The organism is Thioclava sp. PTB-PU3-1, from assembly GCF_055666785.1.
The window spans coordinates 76,040-94,308 of record NZ_JBVNVL010000008.1 but is presented as its reverse complement, the minus strand read 5'-3'; the positions used below and the strand labels follow the sequence as shown (position 1 = coordinate 94,308).

Sequence of the window (18,269 nt, the reverse complement as noted above, 5' to 3'; positions counted from 1 at the left end):
GCTCTATGTCTAAGAACAATTACGCCCGCAACCCCGGATCGGGCCCGGATCGGACCAGATCGCGGCCTCCAGCGCGTCGAGCCCGTCCGTTAGCGCTGCAGGCCCGGGCTGCAGGATCAGGGTGGATTTGACCTCGTGCAGCCGGTTTCGCGCAACAGCCGGAACGTCCTCCCAGCCTGGCCTTGCGGAAACTTTCTCGGGCCGGAACTTCTTGCCGCACCACGACCCCACGATGACCTCGGGCGCGGCGTTGATCACTTGTTCGGGAGTGACGATGCGATGCTTGGCTTTGCCCTCTTTCGCCAGATCGGCAAAGATATCGCGCCCCCCTGCGATCTCGATCAGCTCCGACACCCAGCCCACCGCCGAGATCAGCGGTTCGTCCCATTCCTCAAACCAGACGCGCGGACGGTTGGGGCGCGGCTTGGCGGCGATTTCCGCCAGACGCGCCTCGTAGCCCGCAGCCAGCAGTTCCGCCCGCTCGGTGCAGCCCACCAGCGCGCCCACCGTGCAGATCATGTCGAGGATGCCCGTGACCGAGCGCTGGTTGAACGCGTGCACGGCGACGCCCTCGCGCACCAGCCCCGCGACGATATCGGCCTGAAGGTCGGAGAAGGTCAGAACGAGGTCCGGCTTCAGCGCGAGGATCTTCGGCAGATCTGCGGAGATGAAGGCCGAGACGCGCGGCTTTTCCTGACGCACCTGCTTGGGCCGCACCGCGTAGCCAGAGACGCCGACGATGCGCGCGTCCTCACCCAGAAGGTAAAGCGTCTCGACCGTCTCCTCGGTCAGGCAGACGATGCGCTCGGGTGGAAATGCCATCAGACCCCCAAGGTGAAAAGCGGTTGAAAAACGGGGCCTTCCGGCGTGATCTTGAAGTGCGCGCGGATGTGGAAGACCTCGGCCAGAAGCGTCTCGGTCAGAACCTCTCCGGGTGCACCGTCCGCGACCAGCCGCCCGCGATCCATCACCCAGAGCCGGGTGCAATGGCGCGCCGCCAGCCCAAGATCATGCAGCGAAGTGACCACCGCCCCGCCCGCCTGCGCATGGGCGGTGAAGACCTGCATCGTCGCAATCTGCGCCGCCGGATCGAGGCCTGCGATCGGCTCGTCTGCGAGGATCAGCGGGCTTTCCTGCGCGAGCGCCCGCGCGATCAGCACCCGCGCCTGCTCGCCGCCCGAGAGCTGCGTGGCGGCACGGTCTCGGTAACTGTCGAGCCCCATCCGGCGCAGCGCCTCCTCCACCGCAGCCGCTCCGCGCGTCGCCTGATCGCGGCCATGCGGCAGCCGCCCCAGCGCCACCAGATCGGCGACCGACAGCCCCCAGGCGATCTCGCGCGCCTGCGGCAGCCACGCCGCCGCCCGCGCCCGCGCCATCGGGTCGAGCGCCGAAAGTGAGCTGTCCCCGCGATGCACCAAGAGCCCTATCGCCCCGCGCAGCAGCGAGGTCTTGCCCGCGCCATTGGGCCCGATCAGACCGATCACCTCGCCCGGCCCGACCTGCGCCGAGACGCGATCGACCACCGGACATTCGCCACGCAGAACGGTAAGGTTTTCCAGCTCCAGCATCAGCCCTCGCGCCCCATTTTTCGGATCATCGACAGGAAGAACGGCGCGCCGACCAGCGCGGTCAGCACGCCCAACTTCAGGTCACGCTCGGGCGCGATCACCCGCGTCGCAATATCGGCCAGCGTCAGCATCGCCGCCCCGCCAAGCGCCGAAGCCGGAAGCAGCCGCGAGGGCCGCGCGCCCACGGATTTGCGCAACAGATGCGGCACGACGAGGCCGACGAAGCCAATCGCGCCCGCGACAGCCGTGGCCGCACCGACCATCAGCGCCGTACCGAAGACGATCTGAAGTCGTAGCCTTTTCAAGGAGATACCCATCGAAGCTGCAGCATCTTCCCCAAGGCTCAGCGCATCGAGCCCCGCGCCCGCGCGCAGCAGGATCAGCGCGCCGACGATCAGGAACGGCAGCGCCAGCGCGACATGGGTCATCGAACGATCGGCAAGCGAGCCCATCATCCAGAACACGATCTCGGCCGCGGCATAGGGCGACGGCGCAAGGTTCAGCACCAGCGCGGTCGCCGCCGCCGCCAGCGCCGAGACGGCGATGCCTGCAAGGATCAGCACCAGCGCGCGGCCCTCACGCCCCGCAAGGATCAGGATCAGTGCGACGGCCACACCCGCGCCCGCCAGCGCCGCCAGCGGCAAGGCGAGCGCGAAGAGCGCGTAGAGCCCGGTCTGGATCGCGATCACCGCGCCAAGCGCCGCCCCCGCAGAGGTGCCGATCAACCCCGGCTCGGCCAGCGGGTTACGCAGGAAGCCTTGCATCGCCGCGCCCGACAGCCCCAGTGCGGCGCCGACGCCGATCCCGAGGATCGCGCGCGGCAGGCGCAACTCGCGCATCACAAGGCCCGCCGCGCCATCGCCCGAGATCAGCGCAGAGAGGCCGTGAAGCGGAGAAATCCCCGACGGCCCGATCAACAGCGAGGCTGCGAACAGCACCGCACAGAGGACGGAGAGAAGGATGAGGATCGTGCGATAACTCATTGCGTCAACTTCTCTTTCTCGATTTCACGCCCGAGCTTTGCCAGCGTCTCCACCGCATTCAGCATCGCGGGCGCGCCACAGGTCCAGCTTGCATCGCGCAGGCCCCGCACGACCGGCAGATCGCGCAGCACCGGGTGCGCCAGCACCTCCTGCGCGCGGCTCGTGCCGGTGCCGCCTTGCGAGCCGCCGACGACGACCAGATCGGGGTGATCCATCACCAGATCTTCCAGCGGCAACCGGCCGCCCCAGTCCAGCCCCGGCCCGCTGACGACATTCTGAAACCCTGCCATTTCAAGAATTTGCCCTTCAAGGGTCCGCGGCCCGTAGCCATAGCCCGAGGGCCCGATGATCGCAGCTTTCAGGTCCGGCGCGGGCGTCTTGATCGCCGCCAGCCGCGCATCGAAATCCGCGAGCATCTTCGCCGCGCGGTCAGGATGGCCAAGCAGCTTGCCCATCGTCTCGATCCGGCCTCGGATCTCGGGCAGCGAGGTGCCGGGCGGCAGTTGCTCGACCCGGATCCCGAGCGTGCGCAACATGCGGATCGTATCCGGGTTCGACCACGTATCGGCCAGAACGAGATCGGGGTGCAGAAACGAGATTTCCTCGGCACGTCCGTAGTTTACGGGCAGTTCTTCAGCCTGTTTCCAATGCACAGACATCGACGGATCGGTCGCGAAATGGCTGACCGAGACGATCTGCGACGGATCGGCCAGCGACAGCGCCAACTGATCCGTGCAGAGGTTCATGGACACGACCCGTGCAGGCAAATCGCGCGCAGGTTCCTCCGCCCATGCGGAGGAGGTCGCCGCCAAGGCGGCGAAAAGGGCGGCGCAAACCGCCCCTTTCAGATCAGAACCGCGCACGCAGCCCCACATAGGCGGCGCGACCCGAGGTGCCGTAGCCCGGCCAGAGCTGGTAATCGGTGTCGGTCAGGTTCTCGATGCGCAGATAGGCCTCTTTGTCATTGCCCAGATCGTAGGTCATCTGCGCGTTCAGCAGGCCGTAATCGGGCTGGCTCTGACGATCGGTGACCACGCGCATATCGGCGGCGAGCGTCAGCTTGTCGGTCACCTGCGCGTCGATCCCGGCGGTCAGCGTATGGCGCCCGAAGGCCGAATTCCACGTCGAGCCTGCGGACAGCCCATCCGGGTTCTTCGAGTCCAGATAGGTATAGCCGAGGCTGTAGTTGACGTTGTTGGAGATCGGCCCCTTCAGACCCAGCTCCAGACCCTGCCGCTTGGCGGTGCCCGAGGTCTGGTAGTAGCTGTAGGTCGTGTTGCTGTAGTCGATCAGGTCGTCCACCTCGATATGGAACAGCGTCGCGGTCAGCTTATGCGCACTGAAATCACGCTCGACGCCCAGATCGTAGCTCAGCGATTTCTCCGGCTTGAGATCGGGATTGCCCGCATAGCCGTCATAGAGCTCGTAGCCCGACGGCGCGCGGAACCCGTTGCCCACCGAGGCACGCAAGAGGGTCGCGGCATCGGCCTGCCAGGTAACGCCGAGACGGCCCGTGGTGTTGCCGCCGAAATCCGAGTGATCGTCATGGCGCGCCGAGGCGGTCACGTTCACCCCGTCCATCGGCGAGAAGGCATATTCGCCGAAGACGCCCGTATCCGCGGTCAGGACATCGCCCGTGACATAGGTGCCGGTATAGGTTTCCAGCGTGCGATCCGCGCCGAAGGTCACGCGGCCCGGCCCGAGATCGGTCGAAGCTTTCCAGTCGAGTTTGCGGCGTTTGCCCTCGTAGCCATAGTCATAGACCGGATACCAGCGCGAGGTCGTGTAATAGGTCAGACCGAGCTCGTGATCGAGCGGACCTGTCGTGAATTTCGCGAAGAGACGCCCGCCCCGCTCCTTGTGGACGGTGTATTCGTTGCTGTCCGTGGGCGGCGAGCTGAAGCCGTTGTCGAACTCGCCCCGGTCGTTCTGCGCGAAGCCGTTGAAGCCGATCAGCAGATTGTCGGAGATGCGCTTCTGCGCGCGCAGGCTCACGCGATCGGCGCGGTAGCCGTCTTTCTCGGTATTGCCGTTCTTCTTGTCGGCCGCCGAGAAACCAGCGGTGTAGACTTTCGACAGCTGGATCGCGAGCTCGTCGTCACCCTTCTTCCAACCGAAGTTATAGGCCGCATTCGCGGTGTGGTAGGAGCCGAGCTCGAGCTTTACGCTCTGGGTCACGCCATCCTCGGTCGGGCGCGGCGTGTCGAGGTTGATGACACCGGCGACCGCCTGCCCGCCATAGACCGCCGATTGCGAGCCGCGCATGATCTCGACCCGGTCGTAGTTGAACGTGTTGAACCGGCCCAGATCGGGCAGCACCTGCGGCGCGGACGGATCGGAGACGTCGATCCCGTCCACCATAACCTTCACGTAGTTCTGCGACACGCCGCGGATGGTGAAGCCGGTCTGCGCGCCCATCGGCCCGCGCGACAGGATGCCGACGCCCGGCGATTGCGCGATCAGATTGGCAAGGCGGGTCTGGCCCGAACGCTCCAACTCGTTGCGCGACAGCACGGTGACCGCCTGCGCGGTCTTGTCCGACGATTGCGGCTCGAGCGCACCGTGGTAGATCACGATCTCATCGAGTTGGTAAGGTTGGCTGTCTTGCGCAAGCGCAGGGGCTGCCAGCGCGGTGGTGAGCATCAGGCCCATGGTCAAACGGGTGCGGATCATATCCAATTCCCTCGTATCGCGACTCTGCGGTCGCGTGAACTTCGTATCGTAAGTCTTTGGAAATTTGGAATTTCCGCCGACGGTGAGAATGTCACCACTGACGGAAGACCGCCTCCGCTGCGCGCCCCGCACAGGCAGAAAGGATGAGCGCCTCGGCAGGTCTCCTGGCTCGCGGGTCTTGGTTTCGGCTGGCCTTCCCGGGTCTCCCCAGTGGCTCAGTCAGCCGTCACTCGCCGCTCACAGTTGCGGGGGCAGCCCCGGAATGAATGCACGCATCGCACCGGGTTCCCTTTTCATCCGCCAAGGCGGAACCGAAGTGCCCCTGCTGTGCCGCGCGCGCCGCAGTCTGTCAAGAAAATTTCAACTCTCGACGGCGGCTCTGCTGCGCCTGTTGAAGCGGATCGAGGACAGGAGCGCCAGCCCGATCAGCCCCGCCCCGATCAGCCCGGTAATCACCTCGGGCACTTCCACCAGCGTCTGCGCGAACATGACGACGGAAAGGATCAGGATCGACCAGAAGGCGCCGTTCTCGAGATAGCGGAATTCGCTCAGCGTGTTGCGCTCCACCAGCATCAGGGTCATCGAGCGCACATACATCGCGCCGATCCCCAGACCGATCGCGATCAGGAACAGGTTCTGGGTCAGCGCGAAGGCCCCGATCACCCCGTCGAAGCTGAAGGACGCGTCGAGCACTTCGAGATAGAGGAACGCGCCGAGGCCCGCCTTGGCCGTCTCGGCGGCGATATTCGTCCGGTCGAGCACGTGGCTCAGCACTTCGACCCCGAGGAAGGTCGCAAGCCCACAGATGGAGGCGAACATGAACTCGTCCTCACGCCCTTCGGGCAGGATCCAGGTAAAGGCCAGAATGACGAGCAGCACGAGCCCGATCTCGAGGCCGCGGATCGAGGCGAGCGCGCGCAGACGGCGCTCCAACGCTCGGATCCAGTCAACCTCTTTGCCCTCGTCGATGAAATAGGTGAGCGCGACCATCATCAGGAAAGCGCCGCCGAAGCCCGCGATCGACAGATGCGCGTCCTCGATGATCTCGGCATATTCCGCCGGATGTTTCGCGGCCAGTTGCACCGCTTCCCACGGTCCGATCCCGGCGGCGATCACGACGATCAGCAGCGGGAACAGGATACGCATCCCGAAGACCGCGATCAGAATACCCCAGGTCAGGAAGCGACGCTGCCATTTCGGCGTCATCTGGTGCAGCTTGTTGGCGTTGACGATGGCGTTGTCGAAGCTCAGCGAGATTTCCAGCACGGCGAGCACCGCCGTTATCATCAGGAAAGAGACCGCGCCGCCAAGCCCGCCGGTCTGGGCAAATCCCAGCGCGAACGACCCGACCAGCCCCGCGATAGTGACGGCGATGGCCCAGGAGAAATAACGGTACATGGTGGTCATGCTGGCTCCGGCTGCATGGAGCCTCACTTAGGCTCCGCCCCCTCTCTTCGCAAGGGAGCGCGCCGTCAGAGTTGATCGCTGTGACCCGGTGGGCGCGCCTCGGATCAGACCCGCTACAGCCCCGCCTCGTCGAGCCAGCCCATGATCCGGGCCTTGTTCACGCCGAGGTCGGATCTGCCGTAGACGAGATGGCCGCGGATTTGCAGCGTGTTGCCCTCGACCCAAAGCGTGGTGACGTCGGGAAAGCCGAAGAAGGCGGAGCGGGTGACATAGGCCACATGCCCCTCATCGACGCTGCCGGCCACCTGCTTCGTGCGCGCGGTGGCGCGGATGATCTTGTCGAGCGCGGCCATCTGCACCAGCGGATCGGAGACCTCGCGGGCCGCCTGAAACCCGCCTGTCTCGGGGTGATCGCCGGGCGCTTTCGCCAGCCCCTCGACCTTGTAGCGCGCAGGGTCAATCGGGGCGAAGCGCACCCACCCGTCGGCCACGGCAACCGCAGCCAGTCCAAGCGCGAGGATCGTCACGGCCCGGTTCATGCCGCGCCCTCCCGCAGCCCCCAACCGGCCAGCGCGATCAGCTCGGTCGCGACATGGGCGCCCGCGATGGCCGTCACGCCGGTCGGATCGTAGGGAGGAGAGACCTCGACCACATCGCCACCGATCAGGTTGATGCCCTTGAGCCCGCGCAACAGCTCTGCCGCCTGCCAGCTGGCCAGACCACCCCAGACCGGCGTGCCGGTGCCCGGCGCAAAGGCCGGGTCCAGCCCGTCGATGTCGAAGGTGATATAGCAGGGCTTGTCGCCAACGACCGCGCGGATGCGTTCCAGAGTGGCCTCGACGCCCTCGCGATGCACCGAAGGCGCGTCCACGATCGTCACGCCCAGCGTATCGGGATTGTCGGTGCGGATACCGACCGAGACGGTATTCTCGGCTCTCACGACGCCCGACTTGATCGCCTTGTAGAGGAACGTGCCGTGGTCGATCCGGTCCATATCGTCATCGGCCCAGGTGTCGGAATGGGCGTCGAACTGAACGAGCGCGATCTCCCCATGTTTGGCAGCCGCTGCGCGCAGGATCGGCAGGGTGATGAAATGATCGCCGCCCAGCGTGATCGGCACGACACCCGCCCCGAAAATCGCGCTCAGATGCGCCTCGATCCGGCCCGGCACTTCCGGCACATTGGCATAGTCGAAGGGCATGTCGCCGTAATCGACGATGGCGAGTTCAGAGAACGGGTCATAGCCCCAGCCATAGGGCGCGTCGAACGCCTGCAGCGTCGAGGCTTCGCGGATCGCGCGCGGCCCGAAGCGCGTGCCGGGGCGGTTCGTCACCGCCTGATCGAAAGGGATGCCGGTCACGGCGATCTGCGCGCCCGCGAGGTCCTTCGTATAGCGCCGCCGCAGAAAGCTGGTGGCCCCGCCGAAGGTGTTCTCGAAGCTCAGGCCACGTGCCTCTGCCCGCGTAAAAGCCTGATCCACTTGCGTTTTCGCATCTTCCAGAGCCATGATCGCCCCTCCTTTTCGCCCGCGAAATCTGCGCCAGCCCTCGCGGGAGGTCAAGCTGCCGCGCGAGGGGATGAGGGGCGCGTCCGACTTCCAGCGCTTGGGCATAGATCCGCCCGGGGCGACGAGCCCCGGCAGCGCCCGACCTCATGCAAAGACAAACGATCATCCCCTCGGGGGGGGGGGGGGGGGGCGTCCCCTCACTCCGGCTGACAAATCTCGCCGCGCAGGATCGCAAGCCCCGTGCGCCAGACGAGCCCTACGATCACCACGGCAAGGATCGCGAGGAAGGCCACCGCCATGCGCAGATGCGGCTCGGAATGGGCGTATTCGGCATGCAGGAAGGTCGCGATGGTCAGCGCCGCGATGGGGAAGCTCAGCGCCCAGAAGCTCATCGCGAAGGGCAGCCGCAGGATGCGCGGCAGCTGCACCGCGACGAGCGCGGCAAAGACATAGGCCAGCGACAGAAGGATATGCGCGAAGGGATCGACGCCGTGTCCGATCTCGGCCCCGGGCACGATCTGCTCGCCAGTCAGGCGCAGCCACGCGATGAAGGCCACAGCCGGCGGCGCGATCAGGATCACGAGCGTCGGCTGCAGCTTGCTCGGCAAGGGATCGTGAAAGATCAAACGGTTGAACACCAGCGTCAGCAGCACGAGCCAGAAGAGCATCCCGGCCGAGAAGAACAGCCAGCTGATCTCGATAAAACCGAGCTGCGCGCCCGCCACCGGCACGATCACATTGCCCACCGCCGGGATGAACCATGCCGGGTTCAACTGCCCGTGTTTGAAACTGCGCGTCCCGATCCAGTTGGTCACGACCGCGAGCGTCATGATCCCCTGCAGCGTCGTGCCTGCAAGCCACAGCAGAAGTGCAAGCGGGGTCGAGACCGTCAGCGCCCCGGTCGCCAGCAGCAACAGCGAGATCGCGACGGTCGGGAAGAAGGCCAGCCGGATCGGGTGATGCCATTCCGCGCTCACGCCCTGCGGATGCTTCAGCGCCTTGGCGAGATAGAAGACCGAGATCAGCATGAAAACGGTCGCCGTCACCGCGAACATCACCTGATAGGGCAACGGTCCCAACCCGAGCGGCTTGGCCGCCGCGCGCAGCGCCAGCGTGAAGCCCCCGAGCCCCATCGTCGTCGCATAGAAGGTGATCGGAAAATGTTCGAGCCGACTATGCGCGGCGGGTGCCTCAGCTTGAATGCTCATCTTGCCCTCCCGGTGGCCATCGCCGCGCAGAGCCGAACGGCCCACAACGCGACGGATCAGATCACCCGCGCCGCGCCGGACCAACCCACGCGGCGGGATCACACCTCTCATTTACTCACGCATCCGTGTGTGAGGAGTCTGACAAATGGACGCATTCGCCGCGCCGGGTGCCGCGCGCGTCTAAGTCCCGCGCATATTGCCTCCGGCGGATCCCCGCTTGCGCCAGACCCGCTCTGTGACGAAAATTTTCAAGGAACGTGACATAGGTCAAACCTGCGAGGTAAACTTACCTATATCACCGCTTCGTGAGCTGGAGGAGTTGCGATGCGTCTGACCACACGAACCAATCTCGCGATGCGCGTGCTGATGTTCTGCGCGGTCAATCCGCATCGCACCGTGCGCAAACACGAGATCGCGGAGGCCTGTAACGCGTCCGAGAACCATCTCGCGCAGGTCATCAACACGCTCGCACGCGAGAATTTCATCACCACCCTGCGCGGTCGCGCTGGTGGGATGCAGCTTGCCCGCCCGCCCGAAGAGATCGGCGTGGGCAAAGTGCTGCGCGCCTTCGAGGCCGCCCTGCCCTTCGCCGAATGTTTCGACACCGAGACCAACACCTGCCCGCTGCGCGACGCCTGTCTGTTCCGCGATGCGCTGACCGATGCGCTAGAGGCCTTCTACGGGACGCTGGACCGCAAGACGCTCGCCGATCTGGTCGACAACAACACCGCGCTGGAGGCGATGCTCAGCCTGCCCGGCCTGCAGCCGCTGTCGATCTGCGCAACCGCACGCGCAGCGGAATAACCGCCGCGACATGACGCTCCGGTAGGTCCATATTTCTGACGCATTGCCGTGCGCAGCAGCGTTTTCGTGGCGGCAACGTCACAGTTTCATGACACCCGCTCACGGCAAAGAGATCAAAATTCAGTTTCGCTTGACCACCCCTTTTCCCGGCGAGAGCCTGTGTCTACTTGTCGCACCAACGGGAAGACCCCGCCAAACGCGACTCATCACAAGGCTTAGGTCATGCAACAGCAATCGGGCACTCAATCAGGCCAGCAACAGCAAGGCGGCACGAACCGTCCTGGCCAGCAACAAGGCCAAACGGGCAATACGACCCAACAGAACGGCACCGTATTCGACGACTGGGCGTCCATCTGACGCCCTTTCTCGCGTCGCTATGATAGCGGCGCAGGCAGGCCCCGCAACCGGCATCTTCATTCACTGCCGGTTTTCGCGCCGCCCGCCATTCGACCTCTCCTTCGCGCTGCTCTTGCGTGGCGCGAAGTCCGCTCTCAAACTGTCCCGACGCCAGCCCGCGCGATACTGATACAGCGCGCCCCGAAGGACCGTCCGGCACGATGAGCACCTCTCTCACATCGATCAAGGGGATCGGCCCCGCCACGGCCGAGGGCTTTACCCGCGCCGGGATCACCTCGGCCGAGGAACTGCGCGAGATCGGCGCGGACGCCGCCTATGCCGCCTGGATCGAAGTCGGGAACCCCGCCCATTTCATCGGCTATTACGCGCTGCACATGGCGCTGCAGGGGCGTCCGTGGAACGATTGCCGCGGCGCCGAGAAGGCCGAATTCCGCAAGAAATTCGATGCACTTAAGGCGCGGATCGCGGCGAGCGACAGCACCACCCAATCCGCAAAAGAGAAGGGCCGCGCCCGGCTGGACGCGGCCCTCTCGGAAATTGGTCTGATCGCGAAACGCTAGATCAGCCGACGATCTCGAGACCCGAGAAGAAGAACGAGATTTCTTCCGCTGCGGTTTCCGGAGCGTCGGAGCCGTGCACCGAGTTCTCACCCACGGAGAGCGCGTATTCCTTGCGGATGGTGCCCTCGTCGGCTTCCGCCGGGTTGGTCGCGCCCATCACTTCACGGTTCTTGGCAATCGCGCCTTCACCTTCGAGCACCTGAACGACGACCGGCTCGGATGCCATGAACTCGCACAGTTCGCCGTAGAAGGGGCGCTCTTTGTGGACTTCGTAGAACTTGCCGGCCTGATCCATGGTCAGCTGGATGCGCTTCTGCGCGACGATGCGCAGACCTGCTTCCTCGAACTTGGCGTTGATCTTGCCGGTGAGGTTGCGCTTGGTCGCGTCGGGTTTGATGATGCTCAGCGTGCGTTCGATGGCCATGTGTGACCCTTTCCTTGTGGTTCGTGGCCGGTATCCGGTCCGAAATATCTGCCGCGCCTGCTACCATGCAGGGGAAGCCTTGAAAAGCCCTCATGGGCGGGGCTGCGGCGACTCTAGATTGGGTTTGTGACCGTTTGGTCAAGGCCGATCGGCAGGTCGTTGCGCGGGTTTGCGCCCGCAGATGCCTCCGGCGGGGATATTTTTGCCAAGCCGAAGGGGCAGCGGCGCGCAGCAGCGATTGACTGTTGCCCGCCCCTGCGCCAAGTCAGGCCCCATGTTGCGCATCTCCGATATCTCCTTTTCGATCGACGGCCGTCCGCTCTTTGCGAACGCCTCCGCCACCATTCCCGAAGGCCACAAAGTCGGCCTCGTCGGCCCCAACGGCGCGGGCAAGACGACACTGTTCCGGCTGATCCGGGGCGAGCTGACGCTGGATGGCGGCGAGATCGGCCTGCCCTCGCGGGCCCGGGTCGGCGGCGTGGCGCAGGAAGTACCATCTTCTTCGACCTCGCTGCTCGACACGGTGCTGGCCGCCGATGAGGAGCGCGCGAGCCTTCTGGCCGAAGCCGAGACGGCGACCGACGCGCATCGCATCGCCGAGGTGCAGACGCGGCTGGTCGATATCGACGCGTGGTCGGGCGAGGCGCGGGCGAGCGCGATCCTGAAGGGCCTCGGCTTCGACATGGAGGCGCAGAAGCGCCCCTGCTCGGATTTCTCCGGCGGCTGGCGGATGCGCGTGGCGCTCGCGGGCGTGCTGTTCGCGCAGCCCGATCTGCTGCTCCTGGACGAACCGACGAACTATCTCGATCTCGAAGGCGCGCTCTGGCTGGAAAGCTATCTGATGCGCTACCCGCATACGGTGATCGTGATCTCCCACGACCGCGATCTTCTGAACCGCGCGGTGGGCTCGATCCTGCATCTCGAGGATCGGCAACTCACGCTTTATCAAGGCGGCTACGACACGTTTGCGCGCACCCGCCGGCTGCGGCGCGAGGCGCAGGCCGCGCAGGCCAAGAAGCAGGAGGCCCGCCGCGCCCATCTGCAAGGCTTCGTGGATCGCTTCCGCGCGCAGGCCACCAAGGCCAAGCAGGCGCAGGCGCGCGTCAAGATGCTCGAGAAGATGGAGCCGATCACCGCCCCGGAAGAAGCGGCGAAACAGGTCTTCACCTTCCCCGCGCCGGAACAGCTCTCGCCGCCGATCATCGCGATGGAAGGTGCCGCCGTGGGCTATGGCGGCCCCGCGATCCTCAAGCAGCTCAACCTGCGTATCGATCAGGACGACCGGATCGCGCTTCTGGGTCGGAACGGTGAGGGGAAATCCACCCTTTCCAAGCTCTTGGCGGACAAACTTCAGGTGATGGACGGCAAGATCACGCGCTCGTCCAAGCTGCGGATCGGCTATTTCGCGCAGCATCAGGTCGACGAGCTGGACCTGAAAGAGACGCCGCTGACCCATCTCAAGCGCGAGCGCCCCGACGAGCATCCCGCCAAGCTGCGCGCGCGGCTTGCGGGTTTCGGCCTCGGTGCGGATCAGGCGGAGACGGCGGTGGGCAAGCTCTCGGGCGGGCAGAAGGCGCGGCTGTCGCTGTTGCTGGCGACGCTCGACGCGCCGCATCTCTTGATCCTCGACGAGCCGACCAACCACCTCGACATCGAGAGCCGCGAAGCGCTGGTGACCGCGCTCACCGAATATTCCGGCGCAGTGATCCTTGTGAGCCACGACATGCACCTGCTGGGTCTGGTCGCGGACCGGCTCTGGCTGGTGAAAGGCGGCGCAGTCGCGCCCTATCAGGGCGATCTGGAAAGCTACCGCGCGGAGTTGCTGGCGCCGCCGCCCGAAGACAAGCCCGCGAAATCGGCCGCATCGAAAGCCGCTAAGCCGTCGCGCTGTGCGATGACCACCATGAAGCGCGAGGTGCGCGACTGCGAGGCCCGGGTCGAGAAACTGAGCGACATGCTCGAGAAGCTCGACGCGAAACTCGCCGATCCCACGCTTTACGAGCCTGACAAAGCCCGAGATCTCGCGATCTGGCAGGCCAAGCATACCGAGGCGACCAAGGCGATGGAGAAAGCCGAGGCGCTCTGGCTGGCGGCGCTCGAGAAACTCGAGACCGCCGAGCAGGACTGAGATCGATGAAGGGGCTGCGCGCCCCCTTCCTCTTGGCAAAAATATCCCCGCCGGAGGCGCCTGCCCCCTCAAGCAGCGCTGCGGCTCACAGCTTGTAGATGCCCTCGAATTTCCGCGTCAGATAAGCCAGTAGCGGCGTCTCGGTCGGCTCGAAGCCGCAGGCATGCTGGATGGTCTCGCGCGGTGTGCGCAACCCGCCGTGGACGCGCAGGTTCTCATCGAGCCATTGCTTGGCCGGGCTCGCATCGCCCTCGGCCAATGCCGCGTCGATGCCGGGCGTGACCGCGCGCATTGCCTCGTCCAGACAGCCCGCATAGACATTGCCCAGCGCATAGGTCGGGAAATAGCCGAACAGCCCCACCGACCAATGCACATCCTGCAGGAAGCCCTGGCTGGGCTTAGTGACCTTCACGCCGAAATCCTGCTCGAAACGGGCATTCCACGCCTCTTCGAGATCCGCGACTTCCAGCTTGCCCGAGATCAGATCGCGCTCCAGATCGAAGCGCAGCATGATGTGGAGATTGTAATTCAGCTCGTCCGATTCCGTGCGGATGAAGCCCATATCGACGCGGTTGACCAGCGCGTGGAAGGCCTCCGTATCCATGCCGAGATCGCCGAACGCATCGGTCATGCGCTGATGCAGCCATCCGGTGAACGGGGCCGAGCGGCCGAGCTGGTTCTCGTAGATCCGGCTCTGGCTCTCATGCACGCCCATCGAGACGCCATGGCCCAGCGGCGTGAAGCGATAGGCCGGGTTGATCGCCTGCTCGTAGGTGGCGTGACCGACCTCATGGATCGTCGAGTAGATATTGCCGAACGGGTCGCTCTCGGAGATGCGCGTCGTGATGCGCGCATCGTCGCCGCCGCCAGAGGAGAACGGGTGTACCGACATATCCAGCCGCCCCCGCGTCCAGTCATAGCCGAAGGCGGAGGCGCATTTGCGCGCCAGCCGCAGCTGGGCGTTCTCGGGGAAGACCTTGTCGAAGGGCTGCGGCGAGACCTCCGAGCCCAGCACACGGTCGCGCAGTTCCACCAGCGGGCCGCGCATCCGGTCGAAGACCGTGGCGATTTCCTTCGACGTCGCGCCCGGCTCATAGTCGTCGAGCAGCGCATCGTAGAGATTGCCCTCGGACAGGCATTCGGCCTCTTCGCGCTTCAGACGCACGACTTCTTCCAGCGTCGGCAGGAAGGCGGAAGCATCCTCATTGGCGCGGGCCTCGGCCCAGATGCCTTGGGACAGCGAGGTCAGCCGCGCCATCTCGGTTGCAAGGCGTGCCGGGATGCGGGTCGCGCGGTTGTAGCTGCGCCCCACCAGATCGAGGACGCGCGCGCTGACCGCGTCATCGGCCTCGGCGCGGGCCAGCCAGTCCTCGATGCGCGGATCGGTGCGGCGCGCATGCAGCACCGATTCCAGCGCGGCGGATTCTTCGGCGCGCTGATCGGCGGCGCCGCGCGGCATCATCACCTCTTGGTCCCAGCTCAGCAGCCCGGCGATATTGCCCAGCGCTTCGGTTTCGCGCTGATGCGCGAGCAGGTCCTGATAGGCGCTCATACGCGGCCCTCCCGGATGGAACGAACAAGGGGGAAGCGCGCCATGTGACGCGCACGGATCACGAGGACCCAGGTGATGATAGCACCGAATTGGTGGATGAGCCCCAGCCACCAGTAATTCACCAGCTCAAGCGCGGTGGTGATGCCCAGCACCATCTGGAAGAAGATCATCGCCGCCATCAGCGCGAAGGCTTCCTTGGTGCGCGGATGGGCCGAGCTGCGCGCGCGCCATGCGGCGTAAAGGCCGGAGGCGAAGACGAGATAGCCGACCATGCGGTGCAGGAACTGCACGAGCGCCGGGTTCTCGAAGAAGTTGCGCCAGATCGGCGTGTAGTCGAAGCTCTCCGACGGCAGGAACTGCCCGTTCATCGAGGGCCATGTCGGGAAGGCGAGGCCTGCGTCGATCCCCGCGGTCAGCGCGCCGAGGATGATCTGCACGAACACGAGCCCGATCAGCACAGAGCCGATCCGGGTCAGGCGCGGCTCCGCCAGACGGCGGGCCTGCAGCAGCGCCGATTCCGGGCGCGAGAGCTGCAGCGCGAACCAGGAGATCAGGCCGAGGATGATGAAGGCGAGGCCGAGGTGCGTGGCCAGCCGGTAGGACGCGACCGAGGTCATCCGCCCCACGAGGCCCGAAGAGACCATCCACCAGCCGATCGCGCCTTGCAGACCGCCCAATATCCCGAGGCTGAACAGTCGCCCGGTCCAGCCGGTCGGGATTTTCTTGGTCAGCCAGAAACCGACGAAGCCGATGAACCAGACCATGCCGATCAGGCGGCCCAGCTGCCGGTGGCCCCATTCCCACCAGAAGATGCCCTTGAACTCGGACACGGTCATGTTGGGGTTCATGTATTTGAACTGCGGGCTCTCTTTGTAATGGGTGAATTCCGCCTGCCAGTCCGCATCGCTCATCGGCGGGATCGCCCCCGAGATCGGGTCCCAACGCGTGATCGACAGCCCGCTATCGGTGAGGCGCGTGGCCCCGCCCACGGCGATCATCGCCACGACCAGCGTGAACAGCACGAACAGCCACATCCGGATCGCCCGGCGTGCACCGCGGGGCTTTGCGTCGATCATGCCGCCCTTGGGCTCGGCCCGCGTGGTGGTGCCCTCCGATCCAACTTCCTCGAAGATGCTGCGTTTCTCGCTCATGCGTGCGGACCCCCGGCTTGTCTGTCGCCTGTTCTCGGCAAAAATTTGCGCGAGGGCAAACTAGGCCGCCCCCTCACCGGGGGCAAGGGGGCGGGAAGGCGCAGGGCGCGCGGTCTCGGGGCACTTAGACGTGATCGGACAACGTCAGTCGAAATCCTCGCGGATGATGCGGTCTTCCTCGACGCCAAGCTCCTTCAACGTGGCCTCGATCTCATCGACCATCTTGTCGGGACCGCAGATGTAGAACTTGCCGCTCTCCTTCTCGACGAAGGGCGCGAGGAAGCCGCGATCGACATGCATCGAAACGACGCCCTTGCCGGGATCGCTCTGACCGGTGACGGTCCAGACGGTCTCCAGCCCCTTCATCGCCTCGAACTCGTCGCGCAGGATGATGTCGGCTTCCGTCTTGTTCGAGAAGATCAGGCGGCAGCCCTCCAGCGTGCCCTCGCGGGCCAGACGCGCGCGCAGGATCGAGATAAAGGGCGTCACCCCTGCCCCGCCTGCGATGAAGGTGCCGGGGCCTTCGTCCTTGATCGCGCCCCAGGGATCGGAGACTTCCACCGCCTCGCCGGGCGTGAGCGTCGCGATCTGCTCGGTCACGCCATCATGGTCGGGATAGCTCTTGATGACGAATTCCAGCGTGTCGCCATCTACCGGGTTGGTGAAGGTGAAGGGGCGCTGCTCGTCGGTCCAGCCTTCGCGGGTCAGGTTCAGATCGACCGCCTGACCGGGCGCGAAGTCGAAGCCTTCGGGGCGCGGGAAGACGAGGTGATGCGTGTCATGGGTGACGGGGGAAACGCTTTGCAATTCGAGACGGGTGCTCATGGCGGGCTCCTTTCGTTGAAGAGCGAACGCGAGGCTTTGCGTAGACGTTCCCACCCGACTGGGCGGATCGCAAAGAAAAGGGCCGCGCGAGGGAATGTCGCGCGGCCCTTGGCGTTTCCACGGATGGAGCGGCGGGCTCAGAAGCCCAGCGCCGCACGGATCTGATCGACCACACCTTCGACCAGTTGCGGATTGTCACGCGCGCTCTGCACCGCCGTGCGCAATTGCGCCTTCGTGGCCTCGGGCAGCTCGGACGTGTCGACGATATCCATCACCCTGTCCGCGTCGAACCCTTCCACGGTCAGCGCCTTCGCCGCAGCCATCACGCCCTGCGCCGGCACCGGCTTTTGCGTGTCGCCACCGCTCGCGGTACCTGCGGGGGCCGCCGACTGTGCGGCATTGGTCGCGGCGGCTGCGGCGTCGGCTGCGGCATTGGCGGCTTGGCTGGCGGCATCGGCTGCCGCTTTTGCCGCCGTGCTCGCGCCTTCGACCGCGCTATCGGTCGCCTCCTCTTGCGCGCCGCTGGCCGCCGAGGCAGCCGCATTCGCAGCTTTCGCGGCCGCTTCCGCCGCCGTCGTTGCAGCCTTCGCGGCATCGGTGGCCGCCGCGCTGGCCGTATCGCTTGAGGAATCCATCGTGGCTGTCGCGGCCTTGCTTGCAGCGGAGGCGGCATCCTTGGCCGCGTCACTCGCGTCGCTCGCCGCCTGCTGCGCGGTCTCGGTCGCTTTCGAGACGGTGTCGGCAGCGCTTTGGGCGGCGTCGGTGGCGGCGCTTTGCGCCTGATCGGCTCCGCTCTGCGCAGCCTCTTTCGCGGCATCCGCGGCATCCGCCGCCGCGTTCGAGCCCGTATCCATCGCGCCCGAGGCCTTTTCCTTCACGCTATCGGCCGCGTCGGACGCCGCTTGGCTCGCCTTGTCAGCGGCAGCCTTCACCGACTCGCCCGCAGACTTCACCGCATCGCTGGCCTTGTCCGCCATGCTCTTGTCGCCAGACTCAGTGCCAGCCGCTGCGTTTGTCGTCGTATCGGTCGCGTCGGGCGAGTCCGTGATATCGGTATTGAGGATGATCAGTCCGGCGGCCACCGCCAACACCACGATCGCCGCTGCCACAATCTTGTTCATC

General features: G+C 65.5%; 17 protein-coding genes and 1 riboswitch. Of the genes, 3 read left to right on the top strand and 14 right to left on the bottom strand.

Going from position 1 to position 18,269, the window contains the following annotated elements; translation table 11 throughout:
* Positions 1 to 9: 9 nt before the first annotated feature.
* From ACZ7GB_RS17900 to ACZ7GB_RS17860, 9 genes are all read right to left on the bottom strand, one after another.
* The gene (locus ACZ7GB_RS17900; protein WP_472159807.1) at positions 10 to 822 is read right to left on the bottom strand and encodes a cobalamin-binding protein; all 813 of its coding nucleotides are present in this window, start codon (positions 820 to 822) and stop codon (positions 10 to 12) included.
* Positions 822 to 1,568, bottom strand: coding sequence for an ABC transporter ATP-binding protein (locus tag ACZ7GB_RS17895; RefSeq protein ID WP_472159806.1), 747 nt, complete (start codon positions 1,566 to 1,568; stop codon positions 822 to 824). Before ACZ7GB_RS17895 ends, ACZ7GB_RS17900 begins: the two co-directional genes overlap by 1 nt.
* Positions 1,568 to 2,551, bottom strand: coding sequence for a FecCD family ABC transporter permease (locus tag ACZ7GB_RS17890; RefSeq protein ID WP_078605678.1), 984 nt, complete (start codon positions 2,549 to 2,551; stop codon positions 1,568 to 1,570). The genes ACZ7GB_RS17895 and ACZ7GB_RS17890 overlap by 1 nt, the downstream gene beginning before the upstream one ends.
* A complete protein-coding gene (locus ACZ7GB_RS17885; protein ID WP_472159804.1) occupies positions 2,548 to 3,297 on the bottom strand; it encodes an ABC transporter substrate-binding protein in 750 nt (249 codons plus the stop codon). Before ACZ7GB_RS17885 ends, ACZ7GB_RS17890 begins: the two co-directional genes overlap by 4 nt.
* Before the next feature lie 103 nt (positions 3,298 to 3,400).
* Entirely contained in the window at positions 3,401 to 5,224 is a 1,824-nt protein-coding gene (locus ACZ7GB_RS17880) for a TonB-dependent receptor plug domain-containing protein (RefSeq protein ID WP_472159803.1), read from the bottom strand.
* A 137-nt stretch (positions 5,225 to 5,361) separates the two neighbouring features.
* Positions 5,362 to 5,555, bottom strand: a riboswitch (cobalamin riboswitch).
* 29 nt (positions 5,556 to 5,584) lie between these two features.
* Entirely contained in the window at positions 5,585 to 6,631 is a 1,047-nt protein-coding gene (locus tag ACZ7GB_RS17875; RefSeq protein WP_472159801.1) for a DUF475 domain-containing protein, read from the bottom strand.
* A 113-nt stretch (positions 6,632 to 6,744) separates the two neighbouring features.
* Positions 6,745 to 7,170: a DUF1499 domain-containing protein gene (locus ACZ7GB_RS17870; RefSeq protein ID WP_078540557.1), complete on the bottom strand. Its 426-nt coding sequence runs from the start codon at positions 7,168 to 7,170 to the stop codon at positions 6,745 to 6,747.
* Entirely contained in the window at positions 7,167 to 8,138 is a 972-nt protein-coding gene (gene speB / locus ACZ7GB_RS17865; protein ID WP_472159800.1) for an agmatinase, read from the bottom strand. Before speB ends, ACZ7GB_RS17870 begins: the two co-directional genes overlap by 4 nt.
* Before the next feature lie 197 nt (positions 8,139 to 8,335).
* Positions 8,336 to 9,346 (bottom strand): SLAC1 anion channel family protein, encoded by a 1,011-nt coding sequence (locus tag ACZ7GB_RS17860; RefSeq protein ID WP_472159799.1) that lies wholly within the window; start codon positions 9,344 to 9,346, stop codon positions 8,336 to 8,338.
* Positions 9,347 to 9,670: 324 nt separating this feature from the next.
* On the opposite strand from ACZ7GB_RS17860, the gene ACZ7GB_RS17855 reads away from it, so the two are divergent.
* Positions 9,671 to 10,150: an RrF2 family transcriptional regulator gene (locus ACZ7GB_RS17855; protein ID WP_078520944.1), complete on the top strand. Its 480-nt coding sequence runs from the start codon at positions 9,671 to 9,673 to the stop codon at positions 10,148 to 10,150.
* 557 nt (positions 10,151 to 10,707) lie between these two features.
* Positions 10,708 to 11,067 carry a TfoX/Sxy family DNA transformation protein gene (locus ACZ7GB_RS17850; protein ID WP_472159797.1) on the top strand — a complete coding sequence of 120 codons (360 nt, stop codon included), beginning with the start codon at positions 10,708 to 10,710 and terminating at the stop codon, positions 11,065 to 11,067.
* Between the two features lies 1 nt (position 11,068).
* Here the strand turns inward: ACZ7GB_RS17850 and ndk are convergent, their stop codons facing one another.
* Positions 11,069 to 11,491, bottom strand: coding sequence for a nucleoside-diphosphate kinase (ndk, locus tag ACZ7GB_RS17845; protein WP_078520946.1), 423 nt, complete (start codon positions 11,489 to 11,491; stop codon positions 11,069 to 11,071).
* A 274-nt stretch (positions 11,492 to 11,765) separates the two neighbouring features.
* Between ndk and ACZ7GB_RS17840 the strand changes: the two genes are divergently transcribed.
* Complete coding sequence (locus ACZ7GB_RS17840) at positions 11,766 to 13,619, top strand: ABC-F family ATP-binding cassette domain-containing protein (RefSeq protein WP_472159795.1); 1,854 nt, start codon at positions 11,766 to 11,768, stop codon at positions 13,617 to 13,619.
* Positions 13,620 to 13,704: 85 nt separating this feature from the next.
* On the opposite strand, the gene ACZ7GB_RS17835 is transcribed toward ACZ7GB_RS17840, so the two are convergent.
* The 4 genes from ACZ7GB_RS17835 to ACZ7GB_RS17820 form a co-directional block, all read right to left on the bottom strand.
* Positions 13,705 to 15,171 carry a carboxypeptidase M32 gene (locus tag ACZ7GB_RS17835; protein ID WP_472159794.1) on the bottom strand — a complete coding sequence of 489 codons (1,467 nt, stop codon included), beginning with the start codon at positions 15,169 to 15,171 and terminating at the stop codon, positions 13,705 to 13,707.
* The gene (ctaA, locus tag ACZ7GB_RS17830; protein ID WP_472159793.1) at positions 15,168 to 16,322 is read right to left on the bottom strand and encodes a heme A synthase; all 1,155 of its coding nucleotides are present in this window, start codon (positions 16,320 to 16,322) and stop codon (positions 15,168 to 15,170) included. Before ctaA ends, ACZ7GB_RS17835 begins: the two co-directional genes overlap by 4 nt.
* Before the next feature lie 144 nt (positions 16,323 to 16,466).
* The gene (locus ACZ7GB_RS17825) at positions 16,467 to 17,147 is read right to left on the bottom strand and encodes an FAD-binding oxidoreductase (protein ID WP_472159791.1); all 681 of its coding nucleotides are present in this window, start codon (positions 17,145 to 17,147) and stop codon (positions 16,467 to 16,469) included.
* A gap of 137 nt (positions 17,148 to 17,284) precedes the next feature.
* Positions 17,285 to 18,268, bottom strand: a complete 984-nt coding sequence (locus ACZ7GB_RS17820; RefSeq protein ID WP_472159790.1) for a hypothetical protein — start codon at positions 18,266 to 18,268, stop codon at positions 17,285 to 17,287.
* Position 18,269: the final 1 nt, after the last annotated feature.

Bases quoted from the DNA above. Each gene is read 5' to 3' on its own strand.
- ACZ7GB_RS17900 (WP_472159807.1), bottom strand. From the start codon at position 822: ATGGCATTTCCACCCGAGCGCATCGTCTGCCTGACCGAGGAGACGGTC.
- ACZ7GB_RS17895 (WP_472159806.1), bottom strand. From the start codon at position 1,568: ATGCTGGAGCTGGAAAACCTTACCGTTCTGCGTGGCGAATGTCCGGTG.
- ACZ7GB_RS17890 (WP_078605678.1), bottom strand. From the start codon at position 2,551: ATGAGTTATCGCACGATCCTCATCCTTCTCTCCGTCCTCTGTGCGGTG.
- ACZ7GB_RS17885 (WP_472159804.1), bottom strand. From the start codon at position 3,297: ATGAACCTCTGCACGGATCAGTTGGCGCTGTCGCTGGCCGATCCGTCG.
- ACZ7GB_RS17880 (WP_472159803.1), bottom strand. From the start codon at position 5,224: ATGATCCGCACCCGTTTGACCATGGGCCTGATGCTCACCACCGCGCTG.
- ACZ7GB_RS17875 (WP_472159801.1), bottom strand. From the start codon at position 6,631: ATGACCACCATGTACCGTTATTTCTCCTGGGCCATCGCCGTCACTATC.
- ACZ7GB_RS17870 (WP_078540557.1), bottom strand. From the start codon at position 7,170: ATGAACCGGGCCGTGACGATCCTCGCGCTTGGACTGGCTGCGGTTGCC.
- speB (WP_472159800.1), bottom strand. From the start codon at position 8,138: ATGGCTCTGGAAGATGCGAAAACGCAAGTGGATCAGGCTTTTACGCGG.
- ACZ7GB_RS17860 (WP_472159799.1), bottom strand. From the start codon at position 9,346: ATGAGCATTCAAGCTGAGGCACCCGCCGCGCATAGTCGGCTCGAACAT.
- ACZ7GB_RS17855 (WP_078520944.1), top strand. From the start codon at position 9,671: ATGCGTCTGACCACACGAACCAATCTCGCGATGCGCGTGCTGATGTTC.
- ACZ7GB_RS17850 (WP_472159797.1), top strand. From the start codon at position 10,708: ATGAGCACCTCTCTCACATCGATCAAGGGGATCGGCCCCGCCACGGCC.
- ndk (WP_078520946.1), bottom strand. From the start codon at position 11,491: ATGGCCATCGAACGCACGCTGAGCATCATCAAACCCGACGCGACCAAG.
- ACZ7GB_RS17840 (WP_472159795.1), top strand. From the start codon at position 11,766: ATGTTGCGCATCTCCGATATCTCCTTTTCGATCGACGGCCGTCCGCTC.
- ACZ7GB_RS17835 (WP_472159794.1), bottom strand. From the start codon at position 15,171: ATGAGCGCCTATCAGGACCTGCTCGCGCATCAGCGCGAAACCGAAGCG.
- ctaA (WP_472159793.1), bottom strand. From the start codon at position 16,322: ATGAGCGAGAAACGCAGCATCTTCGAGGAAGTTGGATCGGAGGGCACC.
- ACZ7GB_RS17825 (WP_472159791.1), bottom strand. From the start codon at position 17,147: ATGAGCACCCGTCTCGAATTGCAAAGCGTTTCCCCCGTCACCCATGAC.
- ACZ7GB_RS17820 (WP_472159790.1), bottom strand. From the start codon at position 18,268: ATGAACAAGATTGTGGCAGCGGCGATCGTGGTGTTGGCGGTGGCCGCC.